Consider the following 11,691-nt stretch of genomic DNA (forward strand, 5'->3'; position numbering starts at 1 on the left):
GGAAGATCCCCGGCGGGCGCCGTCACGGAGCGAACGCGATCCGCGAGCGGCGCGAGGGCGATGCGAGGCGTCCCCAGGACGGCACCGGGGCCAGTGGCCCGGGCGCCCGCGGTGTGTGCCTCGCTGGTGACCCTCGTCGCTGGTGAGACCCTCGCCCGTCGCCGCACCGCCTGGCCGCCCACCGCTCGTATCGCCCGTCGGCGGTCACAGCGCCAGCAGCATGGCGAACATCCCGATGCCCATGACGGCGTGGCACGCGGTGACGAGCTCGGGCCGCTGTGCCCAGTCGGCCGCGTCGGCCGCCCGCGCGGCGGCGGGCTCCGGGCCGGTCCCGTCTGCGGACCCGCCGCCGGGCACGGCTGTCTCAGGAGCCAGGCGTATCCCCGAGCGCACAGCATGGGCCGCGAAGTAGGCCAGCAGGACCCCGGTCAGAACGGGCGTGCCACCGGGAGCGCCACCCGGGCCGTGCCCCGCGTGCTCGGGGGGTGCGGGGCCGCCGGTCATCGTGAGCGCCATGTACACCATCGCCACGGCGCCTATGGCGTGGTGCAGGTGATGCAGCCGGTCGCTCGCAGGCAGGCACTGCGGGTGTCTCGGCGCCCGCGTTCGCCGTTGTGGCCGGGGCTTCGGCGGCTGTCGCCGGGGATGGCCGCGCCCGGCCGCGAGCAGGGCCTGGGCGGCGGCCACGGTGAAGACCGCAGCGAACAGCGGCGGCCCCCAGGGCCGTGGGTCGAGCACACCGGTGGGCACCGCCATCACCGCCATGCCGAGCCCCATCAAAGCCTCGGCCCCCGCCGACCGCCGCTGTTCGTCCGCCGCGCCGCGCATACGCAGCAGGCAGTACCCGCCCGCCGTGGCGCAGAGCCCCACCAGCAGCCAACCGACCAGTGGCGGTCCGTGCACGGCATACCTCCCGCTACGGGTACGCGGAGAGGATGCCCGGCCGGGCATGGCACATGCGTGTCAGGGAAGAGCGCACGGGAGCAGCGGGGGAGCGCGGGCGGCCAAGCGGTGCCCCGTGTGCCGCGCCGGGCACCACGCGCTCCCTTACGCGCCGGTCGCCACCGAGGCGTCCGGTGCCCCGCCGGGCACCGCCCCGGCCGCGCGGCCCCTGCCCCACGCCGTCATGCGGCGTGAGCCGGGCGGTGGGAGACGGGGAGGAGGGGGCGGGAGGACGGGGGGAGGGTGGTCCGCGTCAGACGGTGGGGGCCGTCGCGGGCCGTATCGTCACCTTGCCCGAGACGAGGTCGATCGGCCCCCTGCCCGGGTCGCTGTCCCCGATGTCGTCGAGGCACAGCTCCATGCGGTCGCGCTCGGCCTGCTCATGCTTGCGGCCGGGGGCGAACAGCTCATCCAGCATGTTGAACAACGCGACCTCCTCGGGCGGCACTGTCTTCCGGCAGCTTTCCGGCAGCTTTTCGACGGGCTTTTCGGCAGCTTTTCGGACCTGGTCCCTGACAGCACAACGCCGCGCGGCCCTCTCCTGGTTCCCGCGCCGGTCGGCCGACGGCGTGGGCCCAGGCCGGCGCCGGGCCCGCAGCCGCCGTCCGGTGCCGCCTCAGGTGAAGGGTGACCGCGCGGTGCGCTGTGTGAGGGCTCGCGTCAGAGCCCGGGGCGGTAGCGCAGCGGGTGATCCGCCGGGATCTCCACCAGGACGATCTTCACGCCGTCTGGGTCGGCGATCCACATCTCCACCAGGCCCCACGGCTCGCGCAGCGGCGGGCGCAGGATACGCACGCCGCGCTCCGACAGCTCCTTGTGCGCGGCGTCCGCGTCGGCGACCTGGAGCCACAGCTGCAAGCCGGGCGCGGGCGGAGTGTCGGCGCGCCCCGACACCTCCAGGAAGCCGCCGCCGAGGAAGTAGACCGTGCCGCGCTCCGGTCCTGTGCCGAACTCGCGTGAGACGTCAAGGCCGAGGGTCTGCCCGTAGAAGGTCCGTGAGCGCTCGGGGTCGGTGGGCCGCAGGAGTACTCGGCTGCTCAGTACATGCACCATGCTGGTGACCTTACGCATTCGCGTACGCGAACGCGGTCGAAATCGGTCAACCGACGTCCTGCGGCCTCACCCGTCCCAGCCGCCCGGGGCGCCGTCGCGGGGAGGCGCCTTCCCGGCGGCGGGGGGTCATGCCGTATAGCAGGCTGATCGCTTGATCTCGGGGAAGTCGGTCGTGCCGCCGTCGAGGCCCATGCCGCGCGCGATCTTCAGGTGTTCCGGGGTGTTGACGGTCCAGCCGATGACCTTCAGCTCCGCCGCGTGGGCGCGTTCGACCAGTTCCAGGGTCAGCCTGCGGAGGTTGAGGATGAGCATGGACGCGCCCACGGTCAGCGCGCGGTCGATCACGTCCAGGCCGTAGCGGCTGGCGACCAGCCCGGTCCGCACGCCCGGCAGCAGCTTCGCGATCTCGGCGATGGCCTCGTCGTGGAAGGAGATGACGTCGACGCGGCCGACCAGTTCCCGCTCGGTGAGCACCTCAGCGAGGGCGCGAGCCGCCGCGACGTCCTTGATTTCGGCCTGAATCGGCGCCCTGACGGCGTTCACCACCTCCTCGAAGACGGGGACGCGCTCGCCTTGCCCGGCGTCGAGTTCCCGTAGCTCGGCGAGGGTGAAGTCGCGGATCGGGCCCTTGCCGTCGGTGGTGCGGTCCACGTCGGCGTCGTGCATGACCACGAGCGCCCCGTCCTTGCTGAGGTGCAGATCCAGCTCGATGACGTCGAGTCCCTCGCGGTCCGCGCGGAGGAACGAGCGCAGGGTGTTCTCGGGTTCGACACCCATCACGCCACGGTGTCCGATGGTGAGAAAGGTCAACGCTGCTCCTCTTCGGGGCCGCTCAGGGACTGTCCAGGACTGCGCTGAGTGCGAGGGGCACGCGTTCGCCGCGCCGCCGCCCTCGGCGGCGGCCAGCCTAACGGCCCTTGCCGTCCAGGCGGTGTACGCCGGGAATCCGCCAGGCGTGGCGGCGTCAGGAGCGCGGCGTGAGGGCCCGGATGCCTGAAGGGATCGGTCGTGTTGATCACCAAAACCGCTTCCGACAGGAAAAACAGCGGCCCAAACCGGGTTCCGGCCGAATAATTTCTCGCATCTCGACTTGAGAAGGGGATCTCCTCACAGATACGGTGGCGCCACGCGAGTTCTTCCGTGGAGGAGTGATCATGACGAAAATTCTTGCGCCGGAGACGGTGGTGAGTGGCGTTCTGTCCGCGGAACGGGTGGTGGACCACCCGGCTTGGATCGTGCTCAAGGACGCTGTGCAGACGATCCGGCCCTGGCAGTCCAAGGACGGCTCGATCGATCTCGCGGCCGAGGGCGCCCCCGCGGCCGACGCCGTGCGGCGCGAGGTCGACCGCGTCGTCTCGGCCATCGAAGAGCTGGCCCCTTTGCTTCCGCACGACGCGGCGTACCACGAGGCGCTCGTGACGGACCTCCGCCGCTGGGCCGACTCCGGCTACGGCGTGCCCGACTTCCTCGACTCGCTGCTCGCCTTCCAGCCCGCGCAGCTGCGCGCCGACGGCCTGCAGCACCTCGTGGTCTTCCCGATGTACACGCAGAACGGCAACCCGGACCGCAACTTCGAGGCGGTCGTGCTGCGCGTGGTGTGGCCGGAGTGGCTGGCGAAGCTGGAGCGCACCCGCTACGACAACCCGATGTTCCTCGGCATCACCTTCGAGGACTTCACCGCCGGTTACGACACCAACTCCGCGGTCCTGTTCCCGGAGACCATCGCCGTGCGGGAGGCGCCCGAGCGCTTCACGTGGGGTGGCATCTTCTGTGACCGCGAGGCCGCGCGGTTCCGCCGGGTCAGCGAGGCCGCGGTCGAGACGCTCGGCATCGAGCTGCCCGACGAGGTCGGCGAGCTGCTGGCCGACCAGCAGCGCTGCCAGCAGGCCTTCGTGCTCTGGGACATGATCCACGACCGCACGCACAGCCACGGCGACCTGCCGTTCGACCCCTTCATGATCAAGCAGCGGCAGCCGTTCTGGATGTACGGCCTTGAGGAGCTGCGCTGCGACCTCACCGCCTTCAAGGAGGCCGTGAAGCTGGAGGCCGAGGGGTACGGGCAGGCGCGCGATGTGCAGTACGCCGTGATCTTCGACCGGATGTTCCGCTTCCCGGTCACCGGTGACCGCGTGCGCAACTACGACGGCCTCGGTGGCCAGCTGCTGTTCGCTTATCTCCACAAGCGCGACGTCGTACGCTGGACGGACAACACCCTGCACATCGACTGGGCGCGCGCCCCCCAGGTCACCAACGAGCTGTGCGGCGAGATCGAGAAGCTCTACCGCGACGGCATCGACCGGCCCAAGCTGGTGCACTGGTTCAAGGCGTACGAGCTGGTCTCCTCCTACCTCGCCCCGCACCCCGGCTCGGTATGGGCCAAGGGCCCCGACGCTCTGGACCTGTCGCTGCCGCCGCGCAAGCTGGTGGACGACGTGCTGGCGGACGAGTTCCCGCTCAGCATGTTCTACGAGGCTCTCGCCAAGAAGCTGAAGGGTGTGATCGCCTCTACGAAGGGCATCACGGCCGAGAGCGCGGAGCGGATAGCCGCGTGACCACGTCCGATCAGGAGGCGACGAAGATGACTGACAACGCAGTGGCCAGCTCGGCGAACGCGAACGGAGGCTCCCTTGAGGGCGCCGTCGTCGCGGTGGCCGGAGCGGCCGGCCCCGCGGGCCGTGCCACCGTGCTCCGGCTGGCCGAGGCGGGCGCGATCGTCGTCGCCGCCGACGCCGACGCGGCACGCCTCGCCGAGGCTGTCGACGCCGCGCGCTACGCACATGGTGGCGCCACCGTCACCGGCGACACCGTCGATCTGCTCGACCCGCTCGCCGCGCGCGAGTGGGCCACCCGCACCGAGAAGGAGTTCGGCCGCGTCGACGGCCTGGTGCACCTGGTGGGCGGCTGGCGCGGGTCCGCGACCTTCGCCGAGACCGACCTCGACGACTGGGAGGTGCTGCACAACCTCCTCGTACGCACCGTGCAGCACACCTCCCTCGCCTTCCACGACGGGCTGCGTCGTAGCCGCAACGGCCGCTACCTGCTGATCAGCGCGGCCGGAGCGAGCAAGCCCACCGCGGGCAACGCCGCCTACTCCGCGGCCAAGGCCGCCGCCGAGGCGTGGACCCTCGCGCTCGCCGACGCGTTCCGCAAGGCGGGGGGCGAGGAAGGGCCGACATCAGCGGCTGCGATCCTGGTGGTCAAGGCGCTGGTGCACGACGCCATGCGAGCCGAGCGCCCCAACGCGAAGTTCGCGGGCTTCACGGACGTCAAGGAACTGGCCGATGCCATCGCCGGAGTCTGGGACCAGCCCGCACGAGAGGTGAACGGAAACCGCCTGTGGCTGACCGCGAAGCCGTAACCGCCCGCAAGACCGACGCCCGGCGCCGCCACGACCCGCAGGTCCGTGGCTTCGCCAGCGACAACTACGCGGGCGCCCCGCCGGAGATCCTCGCCGCGCTGGCCCTGGCGAACGAGGGCCATCAGGTCGCGTACGGCGAGGATGACTACACCGGGCACCTCCAGGACGTCATGCGCAGCCACTTCGGCCCGCTGGCGACCGCCTTCCCGGTCTTCAACGGGACCGGCGCCAACGTCGTCGCCCTCCAGGCGCTGACCGACCGCTGGGGCGCGGTCATCGCCGCTGACACGGCGCACATCCACGTCGACGAGTGCGGCGCGCCCGAGCGGGTCGGCGGGCTGAAGCTGCTCACCGTGCCCACACCGGACGGCAAGCTCACTCCCGAGCTGATCGACCGCGAGGCGCACGGCTGGGACGACGAGCACCGGGCGATGCCCCAGGTCGTCTCGATCACCCAGAACACCGAGCTGGGCACGGTGTACACGCCCGACGAGATCCGCGCCATCTGCGACCACGCCCACGAGCGGGGCATGAAGGTGCACCTCGACGGCGCGCGGATCGCCAACGCCGCCGCTTCGCTGGACGTGCCGATGCGGGCCTTCACCTACGCGGCGGGCGTGGACGTCCTGTCGTACGGCGGGACCAAGAACGGCATGCTCTTCGGCGAAGCCGTCGTGGTGCTCAACCCGGACGCCGTCCGCGCGATGAAGCACATACGCAAGCTGTCCATGCAGCTCCCCTCCAAGATGCGCTTCGTTTCCGTGCAGTTGGAGGCGCTGCTGGCCAAGGATCTGTGGCTGCGCAACGCGCGCCACGCCAACACCATGGCGCAGCGGCTCGCCGACGCGGTCCGCGGGGTCGACGGGGTGGAGATCCTCTACCCGGTGCAGGCCAACGCGGTCTTCGCGCGGCTGCCGAACGACGTGAGCGAGCGGCTGCAGAAGCGTTACCGCTTCTACTTCTGGGACGAGGCGGCCGGCGACGTCCGGTGGATGTGCTCCTTCGACACCACCGAGGACGACGTCGACGGGTTCGCGGCGGCGCTCAAGGAAGAGATAGCCAGGTAGCCCAAGCCACACCTGTCTATGCATGAATATACGGCCGACCGGAAATTGATTGACCTCCGGTCGGCCGTTCGTTTAGCGTCGCCGGGCATGGAGCTGATCCAGACTTCCCCCGAACTCTCCGCCTACCTGGCCGCCGACGAGGTCATCGACCACGCCCACCCGCTCGTGCGGGAAACAGCGGCCCGGCTGCGCCTGGCATCCGGCAGTGCATACGCATACGCCCAAAGCGCCTACGAGTTCGTACGCGACACCATCCCGCACTCCGCCGACGCGGCAGACATGCGCGTCACCTGGCGTGCCTCCGACGTACTGGAGCAGCGCACCGGCATCTGCCATGCCAAGGCGCACGCCCTGGCCGCGCTGCTGCGCGCCGAGGGAGTCCCGGCCGGGCTCTGCTACCAGCGGCTTGTGCACGACGACGGCGGTGGCCACGTCGTCCACGGCCTCATCGCCCTCAGGCTGCCGGAGCGCGGGACTTGGGCGCGGCAGGACCCGCGCGGGAACAAGCCCGGCGTCGACGCCCGGTTCTCCGTCGACGGCGAACGGCTGGCGTTCGTGCCACGGCCCGAGGACGGCGAGACCGACTACCCGTGGGTGAGCGCGGCACCGCATCCGGCCGTGCTCAGCAGCCTGCGGCAGGCCCCCGACCGCCCACGGCTGTGGCAGACCCTGCCCACCGGCCTGTGACTGCTGTCCCCGATGTCCGCCTTGGCCCACCGCAGGGGTGTGCCCCGCCAGGGGCGGGGGGAACTGCGCGACCAGCTCCCGCGCGCCCGCGGTTTGCGACGCGCGGTCAGGGGCTTCCCCCGGTGCGATCGGCGTGATCCGCCGGGCTCAGGGGAAGCGGCCCTGGCGCAGGGCAGGGGTGTGCCCCGTCAGGGGCGCGGGGAACCGCGCGACCAGCCACGACGCACCCGCGGTCCGCGAAGCACGGACAGGCGCTGGCCCCCGGCGCGATCGGCGTGCTCCGCCGGGCTCGGGGGAAGCGGTCCTGGCGCAGGGCAGGGGTGTGCCCCGTCAGGGGCGCGGGGAACTGCGCGACCAGCCACGACGCACCCGCGGTCCGCGAAGCACGGACAGGCGCTGGCCCCGGCGCGACCCACATGATCCGCCGGACACGGCCCTAGTGTCCGGCCGCCCGGGCCGGTGCCGGGGCGGTGCCGCCGAGGTGGGCGGGCACCCACCAGGTGTCGTCGGGGCCCTTGGGCCGCACCGGGTAGGCCCGCTGCGCCGCCTCAAGCAGCTCCTGCACCCGGGCCCGCAGCCGCTCGGTGATGGACTCCACGGGCTCGCCGGGGTCGGCCGCCATCGGCTCGCCGACGCGCATGGTGATGGGGAAGTGGTTACGGCCCATGTCGCGCTTGTGGCCCTTGGTCCACACACGCTGCGTGCCCCACAGCGCCATCGGCAGCAGGGGCACGCTCGCCTCCTGCGCCATCCGCGCCGCACCGGACTTGAACGCCTTCAGCGTGAACGACTCCGAGATGGTCGCTTCCGGGAAGACCCCGATGATCTCGCCCGAGCGCAGCGACCTCACCGCGTGCCTGTAGGCGTCGACGCCCTGCTTGCGGTCCACCGGTATGTGCTTCATGGCGCGCATCAGCGGCCCGGAGACCTTGTGCCGGAAAACGGACTCCTTGGCCATGAAGCGCACCAGGCGCTTGGCGGGGCGTGCGGTGAGTCCGGCGAAGACGAAGTCCAGATACCCGATGTGGTTGCTCACCAGGACCGCTCCGCCCCGGCGTGGAATGTTCTCCGTGCCCTGAATGTCGAAGCGCAGATCAAGCGCCTTGAACATGGTGCGGGCGGCGCCGATCACGGGCGGATAGACGAGTTCTGCCATCGAGGGGGGACCCTTCTGCGATTCCTGGGGGAGGATGATCCCGGCGGAAGTTACGCGGCCGTAGGTACAGGCTTTCCGCTGATGGTGCCTGATGTCGGGCCTCGCGACCAGCCCCCGGGCGGGGGAGTAACGGAGATACTCATCACGGGCCATGGCCGGATGACGGAACCGCGAGACGCGGAGGACGGGCGGCCGGGCCGTCCGCATGCCGCATTCTTGGACGCATGACATTGCGACTGTCGGCCACCGAGCTGGCCGCCGACCGGCTCGGGGCGCGCGCGACGCTGGTGCAGTTCTCCAGCGCGTTCTGCCAGCCGTGCCGGGCGACCCGCCGGGTGCTCGCCGAAGTGGCCGGCATGGTCGAGGGCGTCACGCACCTGGAGATCGACGCCGAGGAGCGGCTGGCCCTGGTCAGACGGCTCGCCGTCGAGCGGACGCCCACCGTGCTGGTGCTCGACGCCACGGGCCGCGTGGTGCGCCGGGCGGAGGGCCAGCCCCGTACCGCCGACGTCATCGCCGCCCTCGCGCAGGCCCTCTGACGAGCCGTGATGTGCCTCCCACCGGCTGGACGGCACTTGACGGCGCCGACCGCGCATCGTCAGTGTGACGCTATGCGGCCTGGCCTTCTCCTTCTTTACGGACGCGTCCATGTGGACCTCGTTCGTCACGCGAGTGCGTGCTGTCCGAGTCCGTGAGCACCCACGGCTCGCGCCTCCGGCCCATGGCCGGGGCAACCAGTACTCGCATCAGAAGGAACAGCTCATGACGGCCTCGCCCGACCTCGGCGCGCCCCGGCTCGCCCCCGCCGAACTCCTCCGCTCGGTCTTCCGCCGGCACGCGACCACCGTCTCCGTGATCACCGCGGGCGGCGACCGTCCTGTCGGCTTCACCGCGACCTCGCTCACCTCCGTCGCCGCCGAGCCCCCGCTGCTGTCCTTCGGTGTCGGCACCGGCTCCTCCAGCTGGCCGGTGCTGGCCGAGGCGGAGCATGTCGGTGTGCACCTGCTCGGCGAGCACCAGCGGGAGCTGGCCGCCACCTTCGCGCGCAGCGGCGCCGACCGGTTCGCGCCTCCCACCCGCTGGCGACGGGGCCCCGAGGGCGTGCCGCTGCTGGACGGCGTGCTGGCCTGGGTGGTGTGCGAGGTCGTCGCGCGCATACCCGCCGGAGACCACCGCGTCGTCATCGCGCGGGTCGCCGCGGGCGACCCCGTCGGAGCGGGCCGCCCGCTGCTCTACCACCAGGGGCGCTTCAACGCTTTGCGGGACTGAGCAGTCCCCGGGCGCCCCCGTTGGCAAGGTCACAGTTCACCGCGCTTGCTTCTGGGGAAAACCGTAGGTGTACTGACGAGTAATATTTTGATCGCGGGTGCGAACCGCCCCGATCAGGATCTGCCCCTGTAGGCGCCTATGCTGCCAGCACACGGCAGTTTGCGAAGAGACGATGCAGTAGGAGAGCCGGCGTGAGCTTGAGGATCGTTGTCTGTGTGAAGTACGTGCCCGACGCCACCGGCGACCGGCACTTCGCCGAGGACCTGACCACCGACCGTGACGCGGTGGACGGCCTGCTGTCTGAGCTGGACGAGTACGCGGTCGAGCAGGCACTCCAGATCGCCGACGAGGCGGACGACGCGGAAATCACTGTGCTGACCGTCGGCCCGGAGGATGCCAAGGATGCCCTGCGCAAGGCGCTGTCCATGGGCGCTGACAAGGCCGTCCACGTCGAGGACGACGACCTGCACGGCACCGATGCGCTCGGCACCTCGCTTGTGCTCACCAAGGCCATCGAGAAGATCGGTTACGACCTGGTGGTGTGCGGCATGGCCTCCACCGACGGCACCATGGGCGTGCTCCCGGCCATCCTGGCCGAGCGCCTCGGTGTTCCGCAGGTCACGCTGCTTTCCGAGGTGGCGGTCGAGGACGGCAAGGTCACCGGCCGCCGCGACGGTGACTCCGCCACCGAGCAGCTTGAGGCGGCGCTGCCGGCGGTCGTGTCCGTGACCGACCAGTCGGGCGAGGCCCGCTATCCCTCCTTCAAGGGCATCATGGCCGCCAAGAAGAAGCCGGTGGAGTCCTGGGACCTTGAGGACCTGGACCTTGAGGCCGAAGAGGTCGGCCTTGAGGGTGCCTGGACCAAGGTCGACGGCGCGACGGAGCGCCCGGCGCGCTCGGCCGGAACCATCGTCAAGGACGAGGGCGAGGGCGGCAAGCAGCTCGCCGAGTTCCTCGCGGGCCAGAAGTTCATCTAGCCCGCTGAGTCCGCAGTCCGCACGCGGCTCGTGGCGGCCCGGCCGGTTCGCCGGTTCGTCAGCTCCCGCCCCGCCGCCGCCGGCTGAGGACGCGTCCGCTGGGCCCGGTGCCCCTCAATCGCCTTCGCACTTTCTTCGCAGGAGAGCAGAACCATGGCTGAAGTACTTGTCTATGTCGACCATGTGGACGGCGCTGTGCGCAAGCCCACCCTTGAGCTGCTGACGCTGGCCCGCCGGATCGGCGAGCCGGTCGCCGTGCACCTGGGCGCCGGTGCCGACACCGCCGCCGCGGTGCTCGCCGAGCACGGCGCGGTGAAGGTGCTCGCCGCCGACGCCCCGGAGTTCGCCGACTACCTCGTCGCCCCGAAGGTGGACGCGCTGCAGGCCGCCTACGAGGCCGTCTCCCCGGTCGCCGTGCTGGTGCCGTCCTCCGCCGAGGGCAAGGAGATCGCCGCCCGCCTCGCGGTGCGCATCGGCTCGGGCATCATCACCGACGCCGTCGACCTGGAGGCGGGCGACGAGGGTCCGGTGGCCACGCAGTCCGCTTTCGCGGCGGCGTTCTCCACCAAGTCCCGCGTCACCAAGGGCACCCCGGTCATCACCGTCAAGCCGAACTCGGCCCCCGTCGAGGCCGCCCCGGCCGCCGGCGCGGTCGAGCAGCTGACCGTGACCGTCGCCGACAGCTCCAAGGGCACCAAGGTCGTCTCCCGCACCCCGCGTGAGTCCTCCGGCCGCCCGGAGCTGACCGAGGCCGCGATCGTGGTCTCCGGTGGCCGCGGCGTCAACGGCGCCGAGAACTTCCCCGTCATCGAGAGCCTGGCCGACTCCCTCGGCGCGGCCGTCGGCGCCTCCCGCGCCGCCGTGGACGCCGGCTGGTACCCGCACACCAACCAGGTCGGCCAGACCGGCAAGTCGGTCTCGCCGCAGCTGTACATCGCGGCGGGCATCTCCGGCGCGATCCAGCACCGTGCGGGCATGCAGACCTCGAAGACCATCGTGGCCATCAACAAGGACGCCGAGGCCCCGATCTTCGACCTGGTCGACTACGGCGTCGTCGGCGACCTCTTCGCGGTCGTCCCGCAGCTGACCGAGGAGGTCACGGCCCGCAAGGGCTGACCGCTCCTCGTGTGTCACGGCAGGCCCCGCGCTTTTGGCGCGGGGCCTGCCGTGTATCCGCAGACG

The 11,691-nt window shown here is 71.3% G+C and carries 14 protein-coding genes; 9 read left to right on the forward strand and 5 right to left on the reverse strand.

The features are described from left to right. Positions 1–204 precede the first annotated feature (204 nt). From AC5P1B_RS06970 to AC5P1B_RS06985, 4 genes are all read right to left on the reverse strand, one after another. Entirely contained in the window at positions 205–903 is a 699-nt protein-coding gene (locus AC5P1B_RS06970; RefSeq protein WP_493885661.1) for a DUF5134 domain-containing protein, read from the reverse strand. A 292-nt stretch (positions 904–1,195) separates the two neighbouring features. Then, on the reverse strand, positions 1,196–1,360 hold the full coding sequence (locus AC5P1B_RS06975) for a DUF6191 domain-containing protein (protein ID WP_493885810.1): 165 nt from the start codon (positions 1,358–1,360) through the stop codon (positions 1,196–1,198). A gap of 242 nt (positions 1,361–1,602) precedes the next feature. Continuing rightward, positions 1,603–1,995, reverse strand: coding sequence for a VOC family protein (locus AC5P1B_RS06980; protein WP_493885662.1), 393 nt, complete (start codon positions 1,993–1,995; stop codon positions 1,603–1,605). Positions 1,996–2,121: 126 nt separating this feature from the next. Then, on the reverse strand, positions 2,122–2,805 hold the full coding sequence (locus AC5P1B_RS06985) for a glycerophosphodiester phosphodiesterase (RefSeq protein ID WP_493885663.1): 684 nt from the start codon (positions 2,803–2,805) through the stop codon (positions 2,122–2,124). 344 nt (positions 2,806–3,149) lie between these two features. On the opposite strand from AC5P1B_RS06985, the gene AC5P1B_RS06990 reads away from it, so the two are divergent. The 4 genes from AC5P1B_RS06990 to AC5P1B_RS07005 all read left to right on the forward strand — a co-directional run bounded on the left by AC5P1B_RS06990 (position 3,150) and on the right by AC5P1B_RS07005 (position 7,107). Further along, complete coding sequence (locus AC5P1B_RS06990) at positions 3,150–4,547, forward strand: DUF6421 family protein (RefSeq protein WP_493885664.1); 1,398 nt, start codon at positions 3,150–3,152, stop codon at positions 4,545–4,547. A gap of 26 nt (positions 4,548–4,573) precedes the next feature. Beyond that, positions 4,574–5,353 (forward strand): SDR family NAD(P)-dependent oxidoreductase, encoded by a 780-nt coding sequence (locus tag AC5P1B_RS06995; protein WP_493885665.1) that lies wholly within the window; start codon positions 4,574–4,576, stop codon positions 5,351–5,353. Beyond that, positions 5,332–6,420, forward strand: a complete 1,089-nt coding sequence (locus tag AC5P1B_RS07000) for a threonine aldolase family protein (RefSeq protein ID WP_493885666.1) — start codon at positions 5,332–5,334, stop codon at positions 6,418–6,420. Before AC5P1B_RS06995 ends, AC5P1B_RS07000 begins: the two co-directional genes overlap by 22 nt. An 87-nt stretch (positions 6,421–6,507) precedes the next feature. After that, positions 6,508–7,107: a transglutaminase domain-containing protein gene (locus AC5P1B_RS07005; RefSeq protein ID WP_493885667.1), complete on the forward strand. Its 600-nt coding sequence runs from the start codon at positions 6,508–6,510 to the stop codon at positions 7,105–7,107. Between the two features lie 436 nt (positions 7,108–7,543). On the opposite strand, the gene AC5P1B_RS07010 is transcribed toward AC5P1B_RS07005, so the two are convergent. Further along, positions 7,544–8,263, reverse strand: a complete 720-nt coding sequence (locus AC5P1B_RS07010) for a lysophospholipid acyltransferase family protein (protein ID WP_493885668.1) — start codon at positions 8,261–8,263, stop codon at positions 7,544–7,546. Between the two features lie 224 nt (positions 8,264–8,487). On the opposite strand from AC5P1B_RS07010, the gene AC5P1B_RS07015 reads away from it, so the two are divergent. The 5 genes from AC5P1B_RS07015 (at position 8,488) to AC5P1B_RS07035 (ending at position 11,625) form a co-directional block, all read left to right on the forward strand. Next, positions 8,488–8,802 (forward strand): TlpA family protein disulfide reductase, encoded by a 315-nt coding sequence (locus AC5P1B_RS07015; RefSeq protein ID WP_493885669.1) that lies wholly within the window; start codon positions 8,488–8,490, stop codon positions 8,800–8,802. A 72-nt stretch (positions 8,803–8,874) separates the two neighbouring features. After that, entirely contained in the window at positions 8,875–8,958 is an 84-nt protein-coding gene (locus AC5P1B_RS07020) for a putative leader peptide (RefSeq protein ID WP_493885811.1), read from the forward strand. Positions 8,959–9,025: 67 nt separating this feature from the next. Continuing rightward, a complete protein-coding gene (locus tag AC5P1B_RS07025; RefSeq protein WP_493885670.1) occupies positions 9,026–9,532 on the forward strand; it encodes a flavin reductase family protein in 507 nt (168 codons plus the stop codon). A 191-nt stretch (positions 9,533–9,723) separates the two neighbouring features. Further along, the gene (locus AC5P1B_RS07030) at positions 9,724–10,509 is read left to right on the forward strand and encodes an electron transfer flavoprotein subunit beta/FixA family protein (protein WP_493885671.1); all 786 of its coding nucleotides are present in this window, start codon (positions 9,724–9,726) and stop codon (positions 10,507–10,509) included. A gap of 153 nt (positions 10,510–10,662) precedes the next feature. Next, complete coding sequence (locus AC5P1B_RS07035) at positions 10,663–11,625, forward strand: electron transfer flavoprotein subunit alpha/FixB family protein (protein ID WP_493885672.1); 963 nt, start codon at positions 10,663–10,665, stop codon at positions 11,623–11,625. The last annotated feature ends 66 nt before the right edge of the window (positions 11,626–11,691 follow it).

Source organism: Streptomyces sp. A01 (assembly GCF_059026195.1).